Below are 21,358 nucleotides of genomic sequence, written 5' to 3' on the forward strand. Positions count from 1 at the left end.
CCCTCTTGGCCTTGCGGCCAGTTCACCCCCGAGGATATGTCCGGGCAAGATGAAATCAGCGGTCGGGGACGATCACCCGTGTTCCCGGCGCGGCGTGGCGGGCGACGAAGAGAAGGTCGCGGCGCGCGAGGGCGAGGCAGCCGGCCGTCGGGTAACCGGGGCGGCGCCACTGGTGGATGAAGATCGCCGAGCCGCGGCCCGGCGTGGCATCGGGCCAGTTCCAGTCCAGGGGCAGGATCAGGTCGTAGAGGGGATCGGCGCGGCGGAGGCGCTCGGCGCTCTTGCCGAAGGGTTTGCGGGTCAGGTGGTTGTAGTCGGGATGGTCCGGCGCGTCGCACCAGCGATCCTCGAGGTGGATCGGCCTGGCCCAGGGCGGCAGGCTGCTGGCGGCAATGCGGTCGGCCCGGTAGAGAAGGCCGATGACGCGGTGCGGGCCGGTCGGCGTCGCGCCGTCACCCTCGCGCTTGTCGGCGCGGATGCCGCCGCGCCCGGTCGAGACCGGGAAGGTCCGGCCGAGAAAGCGCAGGCCGGTCGGGGTCAGGACGAGGTCTTCGGGGCTCATAGCAGGTGGCCGGATTTCCGCGCCTTGGTGGCGAGATAACCCTCGTTGTGACGCGTCTGGCCGACCTTCAGCGGCACGCGCTCGGCCACCGCGATGCCCATCGCCTCCATCATCCGGATCTTGGCCGGGTTGTTGGTCAGGAGCCGGACGGAGGAGAAGCCGAGTTGCTTGAGAAGCCCGGCGCCGAGCCGGAAGTCGCGCTCGTCATCCTCGAAGCCGAGCCGATGGTTGGCCTCGACCGTGTCGAAGCCCTGATCCTGCAACGAATAGGCGCGCATCTTGTTGGCGAGGCCGATGCCGCGGCCTTCCTGGTTGAGATAGAGCAGCACGCCCGCACCCTCGGCGCCCATCTGGGCGAGGGCGGCGCGCAGCTGCGGGCCGCAGTCGCATTTGAGGCTGCCGAGGAGGTCGCCGGTGAAGCAGGCCGAATGCAGCCGCGCAAGGACCGGCTTGTCGCGCGGCGGGCGGCCGATCTCGATCGCGTAATGCTCCTCGCCACCGTCGTCGGGGCGGAACACATGTAGCCGGCCGGCCTCGGCCGCGACCATCGGCACGCGGGCGGCGATCACCGGATGCAGCGTGCTCGCGCGGGCAAGTTCCGGCGCCGCCTTGTCCCAGTCGATGAGCGTGAGGTTCTCGGTCGCGGCGAGGCGCAGAGCGCCGGCAGCCGGGACGAGCACGGCCGCGGGCAGCAGGCGGGCGGACTTGGCCAGCGAGATCGCGGCGCGGGCGAGCGTGGCGTCGCCGTCGCGCAGGCTCTGGAACGGTCCCTTCATCGGCGCGCGGAGATCGTCGGCCGGATCGGCGGCGGCGGCGATCCAGGCCGGGGTCGCATCGTCGGGGACGGCGAGCCGGGCGATGTCGCCGTCATAGGCGCGCGCCTTCAACGTCTCGGCGCGCCGGACGGTGATGGCGAGCGTGAGCGACCCCAGCGCACGGAGCGCGGCGAAGCGGTCCGGGTCCAGCGCCTCGGCCGCGAGCGCGAGTGCCGCCTCGCCGCCGGCGGTCAGGACAACGGGCACCCCCATGCGCAGGTCGGCACGGGCTCGATTCAGGCGTTCGATGATGTCGGGGCCGAGGGGCATTGGGTATCCGCGCTGCTGTCAGACCTTTAGATAATCCGGCGCCGCGGAAATTGAAACATTTCCCGTGAAGGCGACACGACCGCGTGAGAAAACCGTCGCATCCCTTGCCGGGTTCCGGGCGGCGGCACATCTTCGGAGACGGAAGCGGAGGGCAACATCATGGCCAATCTGAAGAAAATCCTGCTTGTCGACGATGACGACGATCTGCGCGACGCGCTGGCGGAGCAGCTCGTCTCGACCGAGGATTTCGACGTCTTCGAAGCCGGCAACGGCGTTGAAGGCATCGCGAAGATCACGGCGGGTATATACGATCTGATCATTCTCGACGTCGGCTTGCCGGACACCGATGGCCGCGAGCTGTGCAAGAAGATGCGCAAGCATGGCGTGAAATGCCCGATCCTGATGCTGACCGGGCATGACGGCGATGCCGACACGATCCTCGGTCTCGATGCGGGGGCGAACGACTATGTCACCAAGCCGTTCAAGTTCCCCGTCCTCCTGGCGCGGATCCGGGCGCAGCTCAGGACGCACGAGCAGTCCGAGGACGCGATCTTCCAGCTTGGGCCCTACACGTTCAAACCGGCCATGAAGATGCTGATCGACGAGCGGGACAGGAAGATCCGGCTCACCGAGAAGGAGACCAACATCCTCAAGTTTCTCTACCGGGCAACCGAGGGCGTGGTGCCGCGCGACGTGCTTTTACACGAGGTCTGGGGCTATAATGCGGGGGTCACGACCCACACGCTGGAGACGCATATCTACAGGCTTCGCCAAAAAATTGAACCAGATCCGTCAAATGCGCGCCTTCTTGTGACCGAATCGGGCGGGTATCGTCTGGTAGCGTAGACCGAAGAATCCCCTGGCCGCGTCGGGGTTATGGCGCGGCATCCTCCCTGTTGGACTGGCCGGGCTTCATGCCCGGCCTTTTTTTTGCAGGTCACGCCGCCGCGGTGTTACTCGACCGCCGCCGTTGTCGCCGGGGGAAAGCTCTTGTCGGCCAGGAACGGGTAGGCGATCGCCGCGAGCTGCTGGCGCTCGGGCCCGTCGATGCGCAAGAAATGCCAGCTATCGTCTTCGCGAACCGCGAGGAGCGGCTGTTCGTGGCGGGTCTTCTTGCCGCCGGCGATCGTGGTGAAGGCGGTGGGGATGAGAACCCAGGTCGCCTCGGAGCCGTCGCCGAGCGCCGCGTCCTCGGCGTCGAGCGCGTCGAGATTGGCGGTGACGTCGCGGTATTTCGTGCCCTTCATCAGGTCCTTCGTCTGCTCGATCAGCGTCGATTCGAGCTTGTTCGTCTCGAGCCCGCTGGCGCCGGCAAAGACGTTGAGAATGCGGGGCGGCAGGGCACCGACGATCTTCTCGGCGTTGCCGGCGGTGATCGAGCGCAAATAGGTGTCGAGCGACTTCTGCATCGCTTGCGCTTCCGCCGGGCTGAGCGGGCGGGCGGCGGCGGGAAGCGCCGCGAGGGCAGCAAGGGCGGCGGCAAGAACGATACGCATCGAAACCTCCTTCGGCGTCTGGCTTGCGGCCGATCTTGCACAGCGTCCACGCGGGCTCAAGGGCCGGGCGTGGACATTCGCGATCCTCCGCCGTTAAGGTCGCGCGGCGCACGCGAAGCAGGAGACCGACATGCCATTCACCATCGCCACCTGGAACATCAACTCCGTCCGCCTGCGCGAGGCGCTGGTGCAGCGACTGATGGCGGAGGAGGCGCCGGACATCCTGTGTCTGCAGGAATGCAAGTCGCCGGTCGAGAAGATTCCGACCGAGGGCTTCGCGGAGCTCGGCTACCGGCACATGGTGGCGCGCGGGCAGAAGGGTTACAACGGCGTGGCGATCCTCTCGAAACTGCCGCTCGAGGAGGTCGGCGCGCATGATTTCGTCGATCTCGGCCATGCCCGTCACGTTGCGGCGCGGCTTGGGAACGGGGTGACGATCCACAATTTCTACGTTCCGGCCGGCGGTGACATTCCCGACCGGGAAGCGAACGTGAAGTTCGGCCAGAAGCTCGATTACGTCACGGCGATGCGCGACTGGGCGCATGGCGAGAAGCCGGAAAAGGCGATCCTCGTCGGCGATCTCAACATCGCGCCGCGCGAGGACGACGTGTGGAACCACAAGCAGCTTCTGAAGATCGTCAGCCATACGCCGATCGAGGTCGAGCATCTCGGCGCGGCGCAGGAGGCCGGGGCCTGGGTGGACGTCACCCGCAAGGACATTCCCGAGGGGCAGCTTTACAGCTGGTGGTCCTACCGCTCGCCGGACTGGGACGCGGCGGACAAGGGCCGGCGGCTCGACCACATCTGGGCTACGCCCGACATCGCCAATGCCGGGTATGGAAGCCGGGTGCTGCGTGCCGCGCGCGGCTGGGAACAGCCGTCGGACCACGCCCCGGTCTTCGCGACGTTCGATCTGTGACTGAAGCGGTCTGGGGCCGTTATCGGCGCGTCACACTGCCCGCGGCGCGCGTCGGCGCAGCCGTGCGAGGCTGAGTTCGAGCGCCTCGAACTCCAGCAGCTCGCGGCGGACAGGACTGGAATGCAGCGGCAACGCGCCGCGCGCGGCGAGCGCGCCGGGGGCGGTGGTGCGCGCAAGCGCGGGGTTGGCAGCGATCCGGCCGAGATAGAGGCTCTCGGTCCAGACCCCGCCGGCGGCGATCAGCGCGTGACGCTCCAGCAACAGGCCGTGGCAGATCGCGGTCGCGCTCTCCGCCTCCCACACGGCGGTCTCCCCATTCACCAGGTGACGCGCCTCGACGAGAACCTCCTCCTCGCCGAAATGGTACTCGACGTCGGCGCCTGACAGCGCGATGCGTTGGGAGGGCTGCGCGACAAGGTCGCTTCCGAGGCCGAAATACGGCGCAATGAGCCGCACCGGCCTAAAGCTGCCGATCGCGGGAACCTCGACGCCGCCCTGCCAGAGCACGGGCTGCAGCCCCTCATCGGCCGTCAGGACGAGGTCACCGGGCCGGATTGAGGCGATCGGCCGCGGCCCGTCGGCGGTCACGATCTCGGTCCAGGGCGCGAGGCCGGGCGTCGGTCCCACCGTTTGCCAGTGATCGGCGAGCCCGAACCAGTCCAAGGCCGTATGGCGCGGGCCTTCGCGGTCGGTGTCGAACAGCGCGCCGATCTCGCCCGCCAGAAGCGGCAGCGCGACGTTCGCCTCTTGCTGACGGATCGTGCCGCTCGTGAGGTTTTCGGCGGTGAGGAGGCTCCTCCCGCGGCGGTGGTCCCAGTGGTAGCTGAGCCGAAGCTGACCTGAGACCGGAACCCGGCCGAGGCCGATGGAGAGATGGCTGACGTCAGGCCCGTGCCGGCGCAGGAAGTGCAGGCGCCCGTCGGTTGTCGCCTCGAGTGCGAAAATGCGCTGCGGCTCCATCCGCGGCGCGAGGCGCAGGACCGGGCCGCGGACGCGCGCGACCTCGTCGAGGTCAAGTTCGAAGACCAGCGTGCCAACGTCGAGGCGCACTGGAAGCCCCGTCGCCCCGATCCGCTGCGTCGGGCCGCCGATCTTGCGGAGTGCAAGCCAAGTCATGCCGCGTGACCTCCGCAGGCGGAGGCCGGCGCGGCCTTGTGTCTGCCCGGACTGCTCGTTCTTGCCATGTTCCCAATATGTCCGGTCGCGCCCGATTTGTGAATCGCCATTTTCATGAATGATTCTCGGCGACTCGAGGCCGGTGGCGGCGGCGCAACAGTCGCGCCGCATTGAAGGGCCGGGCGGATGCGGGTAACGCTGTGCCACCTTGATAAGGAGCGCACCTTGACCGATCCCATCGACGCCGTCCGGCTGACCGCCGACCTGATCCGCTGCCCCTCGGTCACGCCCGAGGAAGGGGGGGCGCTGGTGCTTCTGCAGACGCTGCTCGAGGGCGCGGGTTTTGAGTGCCACCGGGTCGACCGGGCGGGCACGCCCAATCTCTTCGCGCGCTGGGGGCGGAAGGGCGCGGCGCGGACATTCGGCTTCAACGGCCATACCGACGTGGTGCCGGTGGGCGACGGCGGAGCCTGGAGCCGCGATCCGTTTGGCGGCGAGATTGTCGACGGCTGGCTCTGGGGCCGGGGCGCGACCGACATGAAATCCGGGGTCGCGGCCTTCGCAGCTGCCGCGGTCGATTTCGTCCGCGCGACGCCGCCGGATGGCGCGATCGTCCTGACGATCACCGGCGACGAGGAGGGGCCGGGGACGGACGGCACGGTGGCGCTGCTCGACTGGATGGCGGCCGAGGGTGAGGCGATGTCGGTGTGCCTCGTCGGCGAGCCGACCTGTCCGGAGCGTATGGGCGACATGATGAAGATCGGCCGGCGCGGCTCGATGAACGCGCAGATCGTGGCGCAGGGGGTGCAGGGCCATTCGGCCTATCCGCACCGGGCGAAGAATCCGCTCCACGCGCTGGTGCGGCTTCTCGACCGGATCGCCTCGGAGTCGCTCGACCACGGGACCGAGCATTTCGATGCCTCGACGCTCGCCGTGACCTCGGTCGATACCGGGAACACGGCGACGAACGTGATCCCGGCGCGGGCACGGGCGGCGCTGAACATCCGCTTCAACGATGCCCACAGCTCCGCGAGCCTCACGGACTGGCTGAAGGCCGAGGCGGTGAAGGTCGGCGCCGAAACCGGCGTTGGGTTCACGGTCGAGGTGCAGGTGTCGGGCGAGAGCTTCCTGACCCCGCCCGGCGATTTCGTGCGGCTGGTGGCGGGGGCGGTGGCGGCCGAGACCGCGGTGGAGCCGGTCCTGTCGACTTCGGGCGGAACCTCGGATGCGCGGTTCGTCAAGGACCATTGCCCGGTCGTGGAGTTCGGGTTGGTTGGCAAGACCATGCATCAGGTCGACGAACGGGTCGAGGTGGCGCAGATCGCCCAACTGAAGGCGATCTACGCCCGCATCCTTCAGGATTACTTCGCCTGACCTCGGGCGCGGCGGAGAGCGCGGGCGCCTCCGGTGGGGAGATTTGGGCCGGGATGCAGGGGAGTGGCGGGGCGCGAAGCCGCGCCATCCCCGGGTGCCGTCACCTCAACCGCTTGAGGATGTCGAGGCTCGCATAGCCGTCCGGGATCATGCCGATCGCGCGCTGGTAGGCGCGGATCGCGGCGATCGTGTTGGGGCCGATTTTGCCGTCAACGCCCTGGGTGTTGAAGCCGGCGCGGGTCAGGCGCTCCTGCAGCTCGCGACGTTCGGCGAAGAGAAGCGCCCGGTCGTCGCGCGGCCAGCCCGTCCGGATCGGGCCGCCGCCGGCGATGCGGTCGGCGAGGTGGCCGACGCCGATCACATAGGCATCGGCGGCGTTGTAGCGCTCGATCACCTGGAAGTTCTTGAAGATCATGAAGGCCGCGCCGCGGGCGCCGGCCGGCATCAGGATCGAGGCCGAGCCGTGGTTCGGCACCACCCGCCCGTCCATGTCGCGCACGCCGAGCGCGGCCCAGTCCGAAGGCGATTTCTTGATCCGGTCGCCGGTGAGGCCGAAATCGAAGCCGCGCGGCAGCTGCACCTCGACGCCCCAGGGCCGGCCCTTCTGCCAGCCGAAACGGGCGAGATAGGCCGCCGTCGAGGCCAGCGCGTCGGCGGGGTTGTCCGACCAGATGTCGCGCTTGCCGTCGCCGGTGAAATCCACCGCATAGGCGAGATAAGAGGTCGGGATGAACTGGGTATGGCCCATCGCGCCGGCCCAGCTTCCGGTCATCGCGCGCGGGTCGACATCGCCCGCCTGGACGATCTTCAGCGCCGCGATGAGCTGGCTTTCGAAGAAACTGCCGCGGCGCCCGTCATAGGCGAGCGTCGCCAGCGACTCGATCAGTGGCATCGTGCCGCGATGGGTGCCGTAGGAGCTTTCCAGGCCCCAGACCGCCACCACCACTTCCTTGTCGACGCCGTAGGTCGCCTCGATCCGTTCGAGGAGCTTGCGGTGCTCGGCGAGTGCCGCGCGGCCGTTGGCCACCCGCTTTTCCGAGGCGGCGCTGTCGAGGTAGTCCCAGATCGTCTTGGTGAACTCGCTCTGGTTGCGGTCCTTGGCGATCACGTCGGTATTGTATTCGACGCCCCGGAAGGCCCGGTCGAACACGTCCGCCCGGATCCCCTGCGCCTTCGCGCGGCCGCGGAAGCCGTTGATCCAGCGGTCGAAGCCCTGGTTGTAGGCGGCCGGGACGATCTTCTCCGGTTCCTCCACGACGATCCCTTCCCTGGCTGGAACGCCCGGCACCGATCCGGCCGCTTCCGCCACCAGCGGAAGCAACGTGCAAAGCGTGACGATCCCGGCTGTCTGTCGCATGTCTCACCTGCCTCGTTCGTTTCTTTGCCCGAAGTGTAGCGCCACGGCGCGCTTCGGGAAAGACTCGCCTGAACCGGTCGGCGGCGCGGCGCAATCCTCAGCGCCGCTTACGCTCCACTCGCCGCTTGGTACGCGCGGATTTCGCCTTCGCCTGGCCGGGCCGGCGCCCCGTGGGGCGGCCGCGCCGCGCCGAGGCGCCGGCGGCCATTGGCCGCCCCTCGATCTCCAGAAGCTCCAGCATAAGGCCACCGGTGACCGGCACCGCCTCGGCAAGGCGCACCGTGACCCGCTGGCCGATGCCGATCTCGGTCCCGGTATCGGCGCCCATCAGGGTTTGGCTCTTGGGGTCGTAGTGGAAGAACTCGCGGCCCAGCGTACGGATCGGGATGATCCCGTCCGCTCCGGTCTCGTCGAGCTTCACGAAGAGCCCGAAGCGGGCGATGCCGCTGACGCGGCCGGCGAACTCGTTGCCGACGCGTTCGGAGAGATAGGCTGCGAGGTAGCGGTCGGTCGTGTCGCGCTCGGCGGCCATCGAGCGGCGCTCGGTCTCCGAGATATGCGTTGCCGTCTCCTCCAGCATCTCGATGTCCTGCGGGGAGAGCCCGTCCTCGCCCCAGCCGTGGCCGAGGATCAGCGCCCGGTGCACGACCAGGTCGGAGTAGCGCCGGATCGGCGAGGTGAAATGGGCGTAGCTCTTCAGCGCGAGGCCGAAATGGCCGAAATTCTCGGCGTGGTAATAGGCCTGGGTCATCGAGCGCAGAGTCGTGATGTTCAATAGCTCGTCGAAATCGGTGCCCTCGGCCTGCGCCAGAAGCCGGTTCAGGTGCTCGGTCCTGAGAACCTGCCCCTTGGCCAGCGTGAATCCTGAGGCTTCCGCGACCTCACGGAGCGCGTCGAGCTTGTCCGGCGAGGGTTCCTCGTGCACCCGGAAAAGGAGCGGGCGGCGCAGGCGGATCAGTTCCTCGGCGGCGGCGACATTGGCGAGGATCATGAATTCCTCGATCAGCCGGTGCGCGTCGAGCCGCTCGCGGAAGGCGACCGATAGAACCTCACCCTCCTCGCTCAGGACGATCTTGCGTTCCGGCAGATCGAGGTCCAGCGGCTGGCGCATCGCGCGGGCGGTCTTCGTCGCCTCGTAGGCGGCGTAGAGCGGCTTGATGACGTCGCCCAGAAGTGCTTCGCAGCGCTCGTTCGGGCGGCCGTCCTCGGCCTCCTGCACCTCGGTGTAGTGGAGGCTCGCCACCGACCTGATCATCGCCCGGGTGAAGCGGTGCGAGACCTTGCGGCCTTTCGAATCGAGCTTCATCCAGACCGCGAGGACCGGCCGCGCGACGCCTTCGTGCAGCGAGCAGAGATCGCCAGAGAGCCGGTCCGGCAGCATCGGCACCACCCGGTCGGGGAAATAGGTCGAGTTGCCGCGGTGCCGCGCCTCGCGGTCCAGGGCCGAGCCCGGTGTGACGTAATGCGCGACATCGGCGATGGCGACCCAGACGATATGGCCGCCCTCGTTCTTCGGATCCTCGTCGGCATGGGCATAGCAGGCATCGTCATGGTCGCGCGCATCGGCCGGGTCGATGGTGACGAAGGGCAGATGGCGCAGGTCCTCGCGGTCGCCGAGCGGCGCCGGCTTCCTGCCGTCCGCCTCCTCGATCGCCGCGTCGGGGAAGTCGTCGGGAATGCCGTGCTGGTGGATCGCGATGAGCGACACCGCCTTCGGCGCCGACGGATCGCCGAGCCGCGCGAGGATCCGCGCCTTGGGCAGGCCCATCCGCCCCTTCGGCCCGGCCTGCTCGGCCTCGACCAGTTCGCCGTCCTTCGCGCCCTGCGTGGCGTCGGCGGCGACCAGCCATTCCTTTTCCGAGCCCTTGTCGATCGGCACGATCCGCCCGCCTTCGGTTGCCTTGCGGAAGATGCCGATGACCTTGTGCGGATTGGCACCGATCTTGCGGATCAGCCGCGCCTCGTAGTGGTGGTCTTCGCCCCTCACCTCGGTGACGCGGGCGAGGATGCGGTCGCCCTCCGCCACCGGCGCGTCGGCCTTGCGCGGCTGGAACAGCACCCGCGGCTCCGGCCCCTCGCCCTGCCATTCCAAGGGCCGCGCGAACTGGTCGCCGTTGCGGTCGGGCGGCAGGATGGCGAGGATCGTCACCGGCGGCAGCTTCTCGGGGTCGCGGTAGGTCTTGCGGCGGCGCTCCAGATTGCCCTCCGACTCGAGCTCCTTCAGGAGCCGCTTCAGCTCGATCCGGTCGCCTCCCTTGATGCCGAAAGCCTTCGCGATATCGCGCTTGGCCGAGAGGCCGGGATTGTCGGCGATCCAGTCGAGGATCTCGGTCTTGGAGGGAATACGCGCCATGCGCATCAGCTAGCACGCAAGCGGGACGGCGTCATGCGGAAAGCGATGGCGCCGGGTGGCTTCGGCAGTGAGCCGGAGGCGCAAGAAGAAGCTTCTCGGGCCGGGTCGGTGGAGCTGTTCAGGTCAGATGAAGCGGCTGACGCCGCCGAGGCGTGAGCCGTGACCTCAGCAGCGCCATCGGATGGCTCCGGAGCGTGAGCCGCATCGCGGCGTAGTCCTCCACCACATGTTCGCCCTCCCCCATCTCGGCGAAGCTCACGACCGGCTCCACGATCCCCTCGCCGTCGATGTCGTCCGCAAAGAGCGGCAGCGGCCGGTCGGTCGTGGCGCGCGCGGCCCAGAGCGCGTCGCGGCGGCTGAGCCCGAGGCCGGCGAAGGCATCGGCCTCGGCCAGGAGCGTCAGCGTGCGGGGGGCGATGCCGGCGCGGCGCCAGACATCCTCGACCGCGCGGTAGCCGTTGCCGCGTGCCGCGGTGATCCACTCGCCCTCCTCCTCGGCCAGGCCGCGGATCTGGCGGAGGCCGAGGCGGAGCGCGAGCCCGCCCTCGCGCAGCGCCTCCATCCGGTTGTCCCAGGTGCTCGCGTTGATGCAGACCGGCAGCACCGTGACCCCATGCGCGCGCGCGTCGCGCACGATCTGGGCCGGGGCGTAGAAACCCATCGGCTGGGAGTTGAGGAGCGCGCAGGCGAAGATGCCGGGATGGCGGTATTTCAGCCAGGCCGAGGCATAGACCAGAAGCGCGAAGCTCGCCGCGTGGCTTTCGGGGAAGCCGTAGCTGCCGAAGCCCTCGATCTGGGAGAAGCAGCGTGCGGAGAAGTCGTCGTCATAGCCGTTCGCGCGCATGCCCTCCATGAAGCGTTCGCGGAACTCCGAGACATTGCCATGCTTCTTGAAGGTGGCGAGCGAGCGGCGGAGCCGGTCGGCCTCCTCGGGCGAGAAGCCCGCGCCGATGATCGCGATCTGCATCGCCTGTTCCTGAAAGAGCGGCACGCCGAGGGTCTTTTCCAGCACCGCGCCGAGCGCGTCGGAGGGGAAGGTGACCCGTTCCTGCCCGTTACGGCGGCGGATGAAGGGATGCACCATGTCGCCCTGGATCGGGCCGGGGCGGATGATCGCGACCTGGATCACGAGATCGTAGAACTTCCTCGGCTTCATCCGCGGCAGGAAGTTCATCTGCGCCCGGCTCTCGACCTGGAAGACGCCGATCGAATCGGCCTCGCAGAGCATGTCATAGACCTCCGGATCCTCGGCGGGGAGGGTGGCGAGCGTGTAGCCGGTCTTGTGGTGCCGGGCGATCAGGTCGAAGGCCTTGCGGATGCAGCTGAGCATGCCGAGCGCCAGCACATCGACCTTGAGGATGCCGAGCGCGTCGATGTCGTCCTTGTCCCAGGGAATGACCGTGCGGCCCTCCATCGTCGCGTTCTCGACCGGCACCAGCTCGTCGAGCCGTCCCTCAGTCATGATGAAGCCGCCGACATGCTGGGAGAGGTGGCGGGGAAAACCCTGGATCTCGGCGATGAGGTCGAGCGTCTGCAAAAGCCGCCGGTCGGCCGGGTCGAGCCCGATCTCCTGCAGCCGCTCGGGCGAGACTGCGCCGCCGCCCCAGCCCCAGATCTGGCTCGACATGGCCGAGAGCGTGTCGTCGCTGAGCCCCATCGCGCGGCCGACCTCGCGCACGGCGCGCTTGCCGCGGTAATGGATCACGGTGGCGCAGAGCCCCGCGCGGTGACGGCCGTATTTCTGGTAGATGTGCTGGATCACCTCCTCGCGCCGCTCGTGCTCGAAATCGACGTCGATGTCGGGGGGCTCGTCGCGCGCCTCGGAGACGAAGCGCTCGAAGACCATGGTGCCGATCTCGGGGCTGACCGAGGTGACGCCGAGCGCGTAGCAGACCACCGAATTGGCCGCCGAGCCGCGGCCCTGGCAGAGGATGCCGCGGGCTCTTGCGAAGGCGACGACATCGCGGACGGTGAGGAAATAGGGCTCGTAGCCCAGCTTGGCGATGAGGGCGAGCTCGTGCTTCGCCATCGCCCGCACCCGGTCCGGCGTGCCGTTCGGATAACGCCAGCGCAGGCCCTCATGGGTCAGGCGCGCGAGGCGGGCGGCGGGTGCCTCGCCGTCCGAGACTTCGGAAGGATATTCGTAGCGCAACTCGTCGAGCGAGAAGGCGAGGCGGCCCGCGATCTCGCCCGAGCGGTGGACGGCATCCGCGTGGCCCGCGAAGATCCGCAGCATCTCGGCCTCGGGCCTGAGGCGCTGTTCGGCATTGGCAAGCGCCGCGCGGCCGAGATCGTCGACACGGATGCCGGTACGAATCGCGGTCAGCACGTCGGCGAGGCGGCGGCGCGCGGGCTGGTGCATGAGCGGGCGGGCGGAGGCGACGGTCGGCAGGCCGAGGTCGTGGGCGAGGGTGGCGAGCCGATCGAAGCGGGCGCTATCCGCGCCGTCGTAAGAGGGCGCCATCAGGAGCGCGAGCCGGTCCCCGCCAAGGCGGCGCGTCAGCCGTTCCGCCCGTGTTGCCCATGCGCCCGCGCCGCCCCCCGGCCTGTCCGCCCGTGTCAGCGTCTCGGGTGGCGGGTGGAGGAGCAGCTCCATCCCCGTCGCGCCCCAGGCGAGGAGGTCGTCGAAGTCGAGATGGCACTCCCCCTTCGGCGCCCGGAGCCGACCGGCCGAGATCAGCCGGCAGAGCCGCCCCCAGCCGGCGCGGTCCTGTGGCAAGGCGGTGACTGTGAACCCGTCGGTCAGGCGGATCAGCGCGGCGGGGATGAGGCGCGGCGCCGTTCCCGTCTGGCGCCGGATCTCCCGCGCCGCGACATGGGCACGGACGATCCCGGCCACGGAGTTCTGATCGGCGATGGCGAGCGCCTTCTGGCCGAACTCGGCCGCCGTGCCCATCAGCTCCTCGGGATGCGAGGCCCCGGTGAGGAAGGTGAAGTTCGAGGTGGCGGACAGTTCGATGAACATGCGGGAACCCTGACAGCCGCATTATCATATTCATGCTTTGTTCTCATTGCGAGTCCCCAAGGGGGCCGCCTCCGGCGCCGCCATTTCGGACAGAGATCGCTGTTCTCACTTTCTGTCCGAAAATACTCTCGGGGGTGAGCCCCGGATCTCATCCGGGGCGAGGGGGCGGAAAGCCCCCTCAGCCGAAAAACGGTAACGGCCGCCCGAAGGCGGCCGTTCCAGAGGGTCGGGTGCGGGTTTCTCAGCCCTTGCGCGCGGCGCGGACCGCTTCCTCGAGCTTGCCGAGCGCCTCGGTGAAGACGCCGTCCTGGATGGTGATCGGCGAGAGGAAGCGGATCACGTTGCCATGGACGCCGCAGGTCAGGAGCAGGAGACCACGGTTCAGCGCTTCGGCCCGGACCTTGTTCGCGAAATCGGCCGAGGGCTTGCCGCCGAGATTGAACTCGACCGCGTTCATGAAGCCCGGGCCGCGGATGTCGACGATCTCGGGCACGTCGTCGCGCAAGCTGGCGAGGTGCTGCTTCAGCCGCGCGCCGAGCTGGTTGGCGCGGTCGCAGAGCCCCTCTTCCTCGATCACGTCGAGGACCGCGTTCGCAGCCGCGATGCCGAGCGGGCTGCCGCCATAGGTGCCGCCGAGTCCGCCCGGCGCGGGGGCGTCCATGATCTCGGCGCGGCCGGTGACGGCGGCCAGCGGGAAGCCGCCGGCGAGCGACTTGGCCATCGTCGTGAGATCGGGCGCGACGTCGTGATGGTCCATCGCGAACATCTTGCCGGTGCGGGCGAAGCCGGTCTGCACCTCGTCGGCGATCAGGAGGATGCCGTGCTCGTCGCAGATCGCGCGAAGCGCCACCATGAACTCGCGCGGCGCCTCATAGAAGCCGCCCTCGCCCTGCACCGGCTCGACGATGATCGCGGCGACGCGCTTGGGGTCGACATCGGCCTTGAAGAGGTAGTTGAGCGCGTCGATCGACTTCTCGACCGTCATGCCGTGCATCGGCACCGGGAAGGGCGCGTGGAACACATCCGCGGGCATGCCGCCGAAGCCGACCTTGTAGGGCACGACCTTGCCGGTGAGCGCCATGCCCATGAAGGTGCGGCCGTGGAAGCCGCCGGTAAAGGCGACGACGGCCTGGCGGCCGGTCGCGGCGCGGGCGATCTTGACCGCGTTCTCCACGGCCTCGGCGCCGGTGGTCACGAAGATCGACTTCTTCTCGCCCCTGCCCGGAACCATGCCGTTCAGCCGCTCGGCAAGGCGGACGTAGTTCTCGTAAGGCACGACCTGGTGGCAGGTATGGGTGAAACGGTCGATCTGGTCCTTCACGGCCGCGATCACCTTCGGGTGGCGGTGGCCGGTGTTCAGGACCGCGATGCCGGAGGCGAAGTCGATGTAGCGGTTGCCTTCCTTGTCCCAGATCTCCGCATTCTCGGCCCGGTCGGCATAGATCTGCGTCATCACGCCGACGCCGCGCGACATGGCGGCCTTGCGGCGGGTTTCGATCTCGGCGTTCAGCATGGTGGCTCTCCTCGGAACGTTGTCCGCCTCCAATAGTCCTTCGGCAGGAAATGATCAATATTGCGAATTGCTGCACAATAAATTTATCGCTATGGGGTGGAACGGGCAGGAAAGGGATCGCCGGGCATGGATTTCGACACCGGATCGCGGCTGAAGGAAGAGCGCGAGAAGCTGCGCCTGTCGCAGCGCCAGCTCGCGACGGCGACCGGCGTCACGAGCGGCATGATCTCGATGATCGAGCAGAACCGCACCAGCCCCTCGGTGGCGACGCTGAAGAAGATCCTCGCCGGGCTCGGCATCTCGCTGGGCGACTTCTTCGCGGGCGGCGGCGATGGCGGGACGAAATGGCATTTCCGGCATGACGAACTGCGCGAGATCACGCCCGCGGCGAAGCTCGGCGAGGCCGGCGGGGGGGTGGTCTTCCGCCAGGTCGGGCGGCCCGGCGCCAGCGCGGTGCAGATGCTGTACGAGACCTATGCTTCGGGTGCCGATACCGGGGCGGAGCTTTACAGCCACGACGCCGAGGAGGCGGGGATCGTGATCTCGGGCCGGGTGCTGGTCACGGTCGGTGCGGAAACGCAGCTTCTGACCGCGGGCGACGGCTATCTCTTCAACAGCCGCACGCCGCACCGGTTTCACAATCCGGGGCCGGATGATTGCGTCATCGTCTCGGCCTGTACCCCGCCGACCTTCTGATCCCGCGTCGCCGTCGGCGGAATCGTGCGGACCGCGCGCGGCGATTTCGGCCAGGCTTGGCCGAGTGAATCCCCGCTTATGGCCAGACCGGCTGCGAGGGGCGATCCTAGGGGCCCTAGTCCCAAAGGAAAGGAGCCTCTCATGGACTATGAACAGCACATGCCGGGCCGCTCCTCCTACGATCCCTCCCGCGCCCGGCCGCAGATGCCCCGCGAGGGCGGGGCAGGCCGCGTCCTGCTTGTAACCGCCGTCATCATCGTGGCACTCGCGCTGGTGCTCGGGATGGCGGGCGGTGGCGGGGAGGTCGCGCCGGCCGATCCGGCCGCTGCGCCCGCGGCGACGGAAACCGCGCCTGCGGCGACCGAGTGACGACACCGACAGGACCGAAGGGGCGGGCGCTCAGGCGCCCGCCTTCGATTCGAACAGCAGCTGGCGGCGGGCTGGCGCCGTATGCGCGCGGCCATTCGTAGCCACACGGCGGCGAAGGCAGGATCTCGGGATGGGCCGAGGCTCCGCCGGTGCGGACCAGCCATCTGTCCGAGTCGCGCCAGTCGGGTTCGAAGCCGCGACAGCTGAGAAAGAAGATCCCGAGGCGGCGAGAGCGCCTGTCAGCACTCCGCCCGTCGGCGTGTCGCAGAAATCGCTGATCGAGACTTCGAACCGGTTGCCGGGAAGCGCCGCACAGGCGAGGAGCGCGACCGGAAGGAAGAGGCCGAGATAGCCGAGCGCCCGGCGCAGCGCCATGCAGGACAGGACGAAATCGGCATCGGGCGATTTCGGGGCCGGGTCGGTCATCGGGGGCGCCGGGTTTCTCCGGCGGCGACGCTAGGCCAGACAAGGCGGGTGTTGCGCGCGGCGCTTACACCCCGGCGAGTTCGGCCAGCACCGCCTCGGCGGCGGCGGCCGGATCCTCGGCCTGCCAGATCGGACGGCCGACGACGATATGGTCGGCGCCGTCGGTGATCGCCCGGGCCGGGGTCGCGACGCGTTTCTGGTCGCCGAGTGCGGCGCCCGCCGGGCGGACGCCCGGGGTGACGATGAGCCGGCCCGCAGCCTCGGGCAGGGCGCGGATCATCGCGGCTTCCTGCGGGCTCGCGATGACGCCGTCGGCGCCGGCGGCGAAGGCGCGTGCGGCGCGTTCGGCGACGATCTCGGGGATGTCGCCCGGCCGGATCAGCGCCGCGTCGAGATCAGCGCGGTCGAGCGAGGTCAGGATCGTGACGGCGAGGATCTTGAGGTCCTTGCCGGCCGCGCCTTCCTTGGCGGCGCGGACGACATGCGGGTCGCCGTGGACGGTGAGGAAATCGAGGTCGTATTGCGCGATACCCCGGACCGCGGCCTCTACCGTCGCGCCGATGTCGAAGAGCTTCATGTCGAGGAAGATGCGCTTGCCGAGGTCCTGCTTGAGCTCGTTGGCGAGCGCGAGGCCGCCGCCGGTCAGCAAGCCGAGACCGATCTTGTAGAAGCCGACCCGGTCGCCGAGCCTGCTGGCGAGATCGAGCCCCGCAAGGGCGTTGGGGACATCGAGGGCGACGATCAGGCGGTCATCGGCTTTGGGATGGGGCACGGCGGTCTCCTTGGCGCAGAATCCGCGGCGGTTTCGGACGCCACGCCCGCGCTGTCAAGCGCAGAGCCGTATATCATCGCTTGAGGTGCCCGGTACCGGGCCATCGACGCGGCAGGAAGCGTCGGGACTCAAGCGGAACCCATCAGGCGGCGCGGCGGCTGGCCCGGCCTTTCGGGTCGGCGGCGAAGGCCAGTTTCGCCGCGCCGAGCAGCCGGGCGCGGAGCGACGCGGCACCGGGAGCCCGGGCCGGCGCCGAGATCCGGACGAAGGCGCTCAGCCTGTCGTCGTTGAGGAGCACCGTGAGGGCGACGACCGCCTCGACCCGGCCGGTCCGGCGGTCGCGCCGTGCGTGGGCGATGCGGGCAGACAGGACGCGCATCGGATCACCGCTTTTCGCGGAACGGGCTTGGCACGCCGGGCATCGGGCCGTCGCGGTGGCTCGCGAGCGCCATCCATTGCGGCGCGAGCAGCGATTGCCGGCCGCGGGTCCAGAAGCTGGCAGCGCGGACAAGGGCACTGGCGAAGCGAACAGCCGTCTCACTCATCACGAATCCTCCGTTAAGGTTAAGTCCGATTAGGACCGAATCTCCTTTCGAAATCGTTTCCCGCGCGGCGGCCGCACGTCCTTGAAATCTCTCGCGCCGATGGCCAAGTCACATTCGAGATCCGGGATGTATCGTGCTGCAGAAGCGGGCGATCGGACCCCGGGGGCTAGCAAAGGAGAAGCCGATGAACATGGAGAAGTTCACGGAACGGTCTCGCGGTTTCCTTCAGGCCGCCCAGACCATCGCGATGCGCGAGGGACACCAGAGGGTGATGCCGGAGCATCTCTTGAAGGCTCTGATGGACGATGACCAGGGGCTCAGTGCCAACCTGATCAAGCGGGCGGGCGGCGAACCGAAGCGCGTGGCCGAGGCGGTCGACGCGATTATCGCCAAGACGCCGAAGGTCTCGGGTGGCGATGGCCAGGTCTATGTCGACACCTCGCTTGTTCGCGTGCTCGACGAGGCCGAGAAGATCGCGAAGAAGGCGGGCGACAGCTTCGTTCCGGTCGAGCGCGTCCTGATGGCGCTCGCCATGGTCAACACGAAGGCGAAGGACGCGCTCGATGCCGGGGCGGTCACGGCCCAGGCGCTGAACGCGGCGATCAACGACATACGCAAGGGACGCACCGCCGACTCGGCCTCTGCCGAGGAGGGCTATGAGGCGCTGAAGAAATATGCCCGCGACCTGACCGAGGCCGCCGAGCAGGGCAAGATCGACCCGATCATCGGCCGCGACGAGGAGATCCGCCGCGCGATGCAGGTTCTCAGCCGCCGCACCAAGAACAATCCTGTCCTGATCGGCGACCCCGGCGTCGGCAAGACCGCGATCGCGGAGGGGCTCGCCCTACGCATCGTCGATGGCGACGTGCCCGAGAGCTTGAAGAACAAGCGGCTGATGGCGCTCGACATGGGCGCGCTGATTGCCGGTGCCAAGTATCGCGGCGAGTTCGAGGAGCGGCTGAAGGCGGTCCTGAAGGAGATCGAGGCAGCGGCCGGCGAGGCGATCCTCTTCATCGACGAGATGCACACGCTTGTCGGCGCGGGCAAGTCCGATGGTGCGATGGATGCGGCGAACCTGATCAAGCCGGCGCTGGCGCGGGGCGAGCTGCACTGCATCGGTGCCACCACGCTCGACGAATACCGCAAGTATGTCGAGAAGGACGCGGCCCTTGCCCGGCGCTTCCAGCCGGTTCTGGTCGATGAGCCGACGGTGGAGGACACCGTCTCGATCCTTCGTGGCATCAAGGAGAAGTACGAGCTGCACCACGGGGTGCGGATCTCGGATTCGGCGCTCGTCGCGGCGGCGACGCTCAGCCAGCGCTACATCACCGACCGCTTCCTGCCCGACAAGGCGATCGACCTCGTCGACGAGGCGGCGTCGCGGCTGCGCATGGAGGTGGATTCGAAGCCCGAGGAACTGGACGCGCTCGACCGCGAGATCCTGCAAAAGCAGATCGAGGCCGAGGCGCTGAAGAAGGAGGACGACACGGCGTCGAAGGACCGGCTGGAGCGGCTGGAGAAGGAACTCTCCGATCTTCAGCAGCGCTCCGCCGAAATGACCGCGAAATGGCAGGCCGAGCGCGACAAGCTCGAATCCGCGCGCGGGCTCAAGGAACAGCTCGACCGGGCGCGGATCGAGCTCGACCACGCCAAGCGCGAGGGCAACCTGGCGCGGGCGGGGGAGCTTTCCTACGGCGTGATCCCGCAGCTCGAAAAGCAGCTTGCCGAGGCCGAGGACCGCGATGACGCGCTGATGGTCGAGGAAGCGGTGCGGCCCGAGCAGATCGCCGAGGTGGTGGAACGCTGGACCGGCATCCCGACCTCGAAGATGCTCGAAGGCGAGCGCGAGAAGCTTCTCAAGATGGAGGAGGAGCTTGGGCGCCGGGTCGTCGGCCAGCATCGCGCGGTCGAGGCGGTGTCGAAGGCGGTGCGCCGGGCGCGCGCCGGGTTGCAGGACGAGAACCGACCCTTGGGTTCGTTCCTCTTCCTCGGGCCGACCGGCGTCGGCAAGACCGAGCTGACGAAGGCGCTCGCCGAGTATCTCTTCGACGACGAACACGCGATGGTCCGCATCGACATGTCGGAGTTCATGGAGAAGCATTCGGTCGCCCGGCTCATCGGCGCGCCTCCGGGCTATGTCGGCTATGACGAGGGCGGCGTGCTGACCGAGGCGGTGCGGCGGCGGCCCTACCAGGTGATCCTCTTCGACGAGGTCGAGAAGGCGCATCCGGATGTCTTCAACGTGCTGCTGCAGGTGCTCGATGACGGGGTGCTGACCGACGGGCAGGGTCACCATGTCGACTTCAAGCAGACGCTGATCGTTCTGACCTCGAACCTCGGCAGCCAGGCGCTGAGCCAGTTGCCCGACGGTGCCGATGCCGCGCAGGCGAAGCGCGACGTGATGGACGCGGTGCGCGCCCATTTCCGCCCCGAGTTCCTCAACCGGCTCGATGACCAGATCATCTTCGACCGGCTGACGCGGGGCGACATGGGCGGGATCGTCGAGATCCAGCTTCGCCGGCTTGAAAAGCGGCTCGCGCAGCGCAAGATCGCGCTCGACCTCGACGAGGCCGCCAAGGTCTGGCTGGCCGAGGAAGGCTACGATCCGGTCTTCGGCGCGCGGCCCCTGAAGCGGGTGATCCAGCGCCACCTGCAGGACCCGCTTGCCGAGATGCTCCTGGCCGGCGACGTGAAGGACGGCGACACGGTCCACGTCAGCGCCGGGACCGAGGGGCTGATCGTGGGCGAGAGGGTCTCGAAATCCACCCGGCCCCGGCCCGAGGACGCGGTGCTGCACTGACACGAAGGGGGCGGAGCGATCCGCCCCCTTTGTTTCAATCGGCCAACGAAACTTTGAGCCGGCTTTATTGGGCGATTTCCGGGACCGGGTGTAGGGTCACCGTCAAATGAAGTTCCGGAGGCCCCGATGCGCCGTTTTCGCCCTGATCTGACCTGGTCCGACGTCACGCCGAAGGCGGCGTTCCTGAACCGCCGCCAACTCATCGCCGGAGCGGCGGCTCTGGGCTTTGCTGGCCCGGCCGCGGCGAAGCTGTCCTATGCGCCCTCCTCCTATTCGACCGATGCCGAGCCGAACACCTTCGAGCAGATCACCCGCTACAATAACTTCTACGAGTTCGGCACCGGCAAGGACGAGCCGATGGCCTATGCCGGGCAGCTGACCACCGACCCCTGGGCGGTGAAGATCGACGGTCTGGTCGAGAAGCCCGGCGACTACGACCTTGCCGACCTTCTCAAGGGCGTGGCGCTCGAAGAACGCATCTACCGCTTCCGCTGTGTCGAGGCCTGGTCGATGGTCGTGCCCTGGATCGGCTTTGAGCTGTCCGAGATCCTGGAGCGGGTGGGGGTCCAGCCCGGCGCGAAATACGTCGCCTTCGAGACACTGGTCAGACCCGAGGAAATGCCGGGCCAGAACTACCCGATCCTCGACTGGCCCTATCGCGAGGGGTTGCGGCTCGACGAGGCGATGAATCCGCTGACGATCCTCGCCACCGGGCTCTATGGGGAGGAGATGCCGAAGCAGAACGGCGCGCCGATCCGGCTCGTCGTGCCGTGGAAATATGGCTTCAAGTCGATCAAGTCGATCGTGAGGATCAGCCTGACCGAGGCCCAGCCGCCCTGCACCTGGAACATGCTGCAGCCGCGCGAATACGGCTTCTATTCCAACGTGAACCCCGAGGTCGACCATCCGCGCTGGAGCCAGGCGACCGAGCGGCGCATCGGCGGCGGGCTCTTCGCGGGGCGCGAGCTGACGCTGATGTTCAACGGATACGGCGACGAGGTGGCCTCGCT

At 68.3% G+C, this 21,358-nt stretch carries 19 protein-coding genes (1 of these 19 only partly in view); 7 read left to right on the plus strand and 12 right to left on the minus strand.

Features of this window, described 5'->3' with window-relative positions; all coding sequences use genetic code 11:
• Window positions 1–55: 55 nt before the first annotated feature.
• Both OM960_RS10785 and ribA read right to left on the minus strand, forming a co-directional pair.
• Complete coding sequence (locus OM960_RS10785) at window positions 56–562, minus strand: L,D-transpeptidase family protein (RefSeq protein ID WP_263338321.1); 507 nt, start codon at window positions 560–562, stop codon at window positions 56–58.
• A complete protein-coding gene (ribA, locus tag OM960_RS10790) occupies window positions 559–1,647 on the minus strand; it encodes a GTP cyclohydrolase II (protein WP_263338323.1) in 1,089 nt (362 codons plus the stop codon). Before ribA ends, OM960_RS10785 begins: the two co-directional genes overlap by 4 nt.
• 159 nt (window positions 1,648–1,806) lie before the next feature.
• Between ribA and OM960_RS10795 the strand changes: the two genes are divergently transcribed.
• Window positions 1,807–2,493, plus strand: a complete 687-nt coding sequence (locus tag OM960_RS10795; RefSeq protein WP_263338325.1) for a response regulator transcription factor — start codon at window positions 1,807–1,809, stop codon at window positions 2,491–2,493.
• Between the two features lie 107 nt (window positions 2,494–2,600).
• Here OM960_RS10795 and OM960_RS10800 read toward each other — a convergent pair whose 3' ends face one another.
• Window positions 2,601–3,143 carry a hypothetical protein gene (locus OM960_RS10800; RefSeq protein ID WP_263338328.1) on the minus strand — a complete coding sequence of 181 codons (543 nt, stop codon included), beginning with the start codon at window positions 3,141–3,143 and terminating at the stop codon, window positions 2,601–2,603.
• A 130-nt stretch (window positions 3,144–3,273) separates the two neighbouring features.
• Here OM960_RS10800 and OM960_RS10805 point away from each other — a divergent pair, with 130 nt between their 5' ends.
• A complete protein-coding gene (locus OM960_RS10805) occupies window positions 3,274–4,062 on the plus strand; it encodes an exodeoxyribonuclease III (RefSeq protein ID WP_263338331.1) in 789 nt (262 codons plus the stop codon).
• Window positions 4,063–4,092: 30 nt separating this feature from the next.
• Here OM960_RS10805 and OM960_RS10810 read toward each other — a convergent pair whose 3' ends face one another.
• Complete coding sequence (locus OM960_RS10810; RefSeq protein WP_263338334.1) at window positions 4,093–5,178, minus strand: Hint domain-containing protein; 1,086 nt, start codon at window positions 5,176–5,178, stop codon at window positions 4,093–4,095.
• Window positions 5,179–5,364: 186 nt separating this feature from the next.
• Between OM960_RS10810 and dapE the strand changes: the two genes are divergently transcribed.
• Window positions 5,365–6,552, plus strand: coding sequence for a succinyl-diaminopimelate desuccinylase (dapE, locus tag OM960_RS10815; protein ID WP_264771957.1), 1,188 nt, complete (start codon window positions 5,365–5,367; stop codon window positions 6,550–6,552).
• A gap of 100 nt (window positions 6,553–6,652) precedes the next feature.
• Here the strand turns inward: dapE and OM960_RS10820 are convergent, their stop codons facing one another.
• The 4 genes from OM960_RS10820 to OM960_RS10835 all read right to left on the minus strand — a co-directional run bounded on the left by OM960_RS10820 (window position 6,653) and on the right by OM960_RS10835 (window position 14,740).
• The gene (locus OM960_RS10820; RefSeq protein ID WP_264771958.1) at window positions 6,653–7,909 is read right to left on the minus strand and encodes a lytic murein transglycosylase; all 1,257 of its coding nucleotides are present in this window, start codon (window positions 7,907–7,909) and stop codon (window positions 6,653–6,655) included.
• 97 nt (window positions 7,910–8,006) lie between these two features.
• Window positions 8,007–10,262: a ribonuclease R gene (gene rnr / locus OM960_RS10825; RefSeq protein WP_263338339.1), complete on the minus strand. Its 2,256-nt coding sequence runs from the start codon at window positions 10,260–10,262 to the stop codon at window positions 8,007–8,009.
• 118 nt (window positions 10,263–10,380) lie between these two features.
• Window positions 10,381–13,227, minus strand: a complete 2,847-nt coding sequence (locus tag OM960_RS10830; RefSeq protein WP_264771959.1) for an error-prone DNA polymerase — start codon at window positions 13,225–13,227, stop codon at window positions 10,381–10,383.
• 241 nt (window positions 13,228–13,468) lie between these two features.
• On the minus strand, window positions 13,469–14,740 hold the full coding sequence (locus OM960_RS10835) for a 4-aminobutyrate--2-oxoglutarate transaminase (RefSeq protein ID WP_263338341.1): 1,272 nt from the start codon (window positions 14,738–14,740) through the stop codon (window positions 13,469–13,471).
• Between the two features lie 126 nt (window positions 14,741–14,866).
• Between OM960_RS10835 and OM960_RS10840 the strand changes: the two genes are divergently transcribed.
• Window positions 14,867–15,436, plus strand: coding sequence for a cupin domain-containing protein (locus OM960_RS10840; RefSeq protein WP_263338342.1), 570 nt, complete (start codon window positions 14,867–14,869; stop codon window positions 15,434–15,436).
• Between the two features lie 141 nt (window positions 15,437–15,577).
• Window positions 15,578–15,805: a hypothetical protein gene (locus OM960_RS10845; RefSeq protein ID WP_263338343.1), complete on the plus strand. Its 228-nt coding sequence runs from the start codon at window positions 15,578–15,580 to the stop codon at window positions 15,803–15,805.
• 30 nt (window positions 15,806–15,835) lie between these two features.
• Here the strand turns inward: OM960_RS10845 and OM960_RS10850 are convergent, their stop codons facing one another.
• The 4 genes from OM960_RS10850 to OM960_RS10865 form a co-directional block, all read right to left on the minus strand.
• Entirely contained in the window at window positions 15,836–16,231 is a 396-nt protein-coding gene (locus OM960_RS10850; RefSeq protein WP_264771960.1) for a hypothetical protein, read from the minus strand.
• Window positions 16,232–16,295: 64 nt separating this feature from the next.
• Window positions 16,296–17,003 (minus strand): orotidine-5'-phosphate decarboxylase, encoded by a 708-nt coding sequence (gene pyrF / locus OM960_RS10855; RefSeq protein WP_263338345.1) that lies wholly within the window; start codon window positions 17,001–17,003, stop codon window positions 16,296–16,298.
• A 142-nt stretch (window positions 17,004–17,145) separates the two neighbouring features.
• Complete coding sequence (locus OM960_RS10860; protein WP_264771961.1) at window positions 17,146–17,382, minus strand: hypothetical protein; 237 nt, start codon at window positions 17,380–17,382, stop codon at window positions 17,146–17,148.
• A gap of 4 nt (window positions 17,383–17,386) precedes the next feature.
• The gene (locus OM960_RS10865) at window positions 17,387–17,548 is read right to left on the minus strand and encodes a hypothetical protein (protein WP_263338347.1); all 162 of its coding nucleotides are present in this window, start codon (window positions 17,546–17,548) and stop codon (window positions 17,387–17,389) included.
• Between the two features lie 184 nt (window positions 17,549–17,732).
• On the opposite strand from OM960_RS10865, the gene clpB reads away from it, so the two are divergent.
• Both clpB and msrP read left to right on the plus strand, forming a co-directional pair.
• The gene (gene clpB / locus OM960_RS10870; protein WP_264771962.1) at window positions 17,733–20,348 is read left to right on the plus strand and encodes an ATP-dependent chaperone ClpB; all 2,616 of its coding nucleotides are present in this window, start codon (window positions 17,733–17,735) and stop codon (window positions 20,346–20,348) included.
• Between the two features lie 126 nt (window positions 20,349–20,474).
• A protein-coding gene (msrP, locus tag OM960_RS10875; protein ID WP_264771963.1) for a protein-methionine-sulfoxide reductase catalytic subunit MsrP crosses the window boundary here: on the plus strand, window positions 20,475–21,358 show its 5' portion. It continues 34 nt past the right edge of the window; the window shows 884 of its 918 coding nt (coding positions 1–884); it begins with the start codon at window positions 20,475–20,477; its stop codon lies off the right edge, out of view.

Origin of the sequence: Defluviimonas salinarum (assembly GCF_026013545.1) — a bacterium.
In the GTDB taxonomy this organism is placed as follows: Bacteria; Pseudomonadota; Alphaproteobacteria; order Rhodobacterales; family Rhodobacteraceae; genus Albidovulum; species Albidovulum salinarum.

Coding starts and splice junctions, on each gene's coding strand:
- rnr (WP_263338339.1), bottom strand. CDS start 10,262: ATGGCGCGTATTCCCTCCAAGACCGAGATCCTCGACTGGATCGCCGAC.
- ribA (WP_263338323.1), bottom strand. CDS start 1,647: ATGCCCCTCGGCCCCGACATCATCGAACGCCTGAATCGAGCCCGTGCC.
- OM960_RS10800 (WP_263338328.1), bottom strand. CDS start 3,143: ATGCGTATCGTTCTTGCCGCCGCCCTTGCTGCCCTCGCGGCGCTTCCC.
- OM960_RS10805 (WP_263338331.1), top strand. CDS start 3,274: ATGCCATTCACCATCGCCACCTGGAACATCAACTCCGTCCGCCTGCGC.
- OM960_RS10830 (WP_264771959.1), bottom strand. CDS start 13,227: ATGTTCATCGAACTGTCCGCCACCTCGAACTTCACCTTCCTCACCGGG.
- OM960_RS10850 (WP_264771960.1), bottom strand. CDS start 16,231: ATGACCGACCCGGCCCCGAAATCGCCCGATGCCGATTTCGTCCTGTCC.
- clpB (WP_264771962.1), top strand. CDS start 17,733: ATGAACATGGAGAAGTTCACGGAACGGTCTCGCGGTTTCCTTCAGGCC.
- OM960_RS10840 (WP_263338342.1), top strand. CDS start 14,867: ATGGATTTCGACACCGGATCGCGGCTGAAGGAAGAGCGCGAGAAGCTG.
- OM960_RS10865 (WP_263338347.1), bottom strand. CDS start 17,548: ATGAGTGAGACGGCTGTTCGCTTCGCCAGTGCCCTTGTCCGCGCTGCC.
- OM960_RS10835 (WP_263338341.1), bottom strand. CDS start 14,740: ATGCTGAACGCCGAGATCGAAACCCGCCGCAAGGCCGCCATGTCGCGC.
- OM960_RS10810 (WP_263338334.1), bottom strand. CDS start 5,178: ATGACTTGGCTTGCACTCCGCAAGATCGGCGGCCCGACGCAGCGGATC.
- dapE (WP_264771957.1), top strand. CDS start 5,365: ATGCGGGTAACGCTGTGCCACCTTGATAAGGAGCGCACCTTGACCGAT.
- OM960_RS10820 (WP_264771958.1), bottom strand. CDS start 7,909: ATGCGACAGACAGCCGGGATCGTCACGCTTTGCACGTTGCTTCCGCTG.
- OM960_RS10795 (WP_263338325.1), top strand. CDS start 1,807: ATGGCCAATCTGAAGAAAATCCTGCTTGTCGACGATGACGACGATCTG.
- OM960_RS10845 (WP_263338343.1), top strand. CDS start 15,578: ATGGACTATGAACAGCACATGCCGGGCCGCTCCTCCTACGATCCCTCC.
- OM960_RS10785 (WP_263338321.1), bottom strand. CDS start 562: ATGAGCCCCGAAGACCTCGTCCTGACCCCGACCGGCCTGCGCTTTCTC.
- OM960_RS10860 (WP_264771961.1), bottom strand. CDS start 17,382: ATGCGCGTCCTGTCTGCCCGCATCGCCCACGCACGGCGCGACCGCCGG.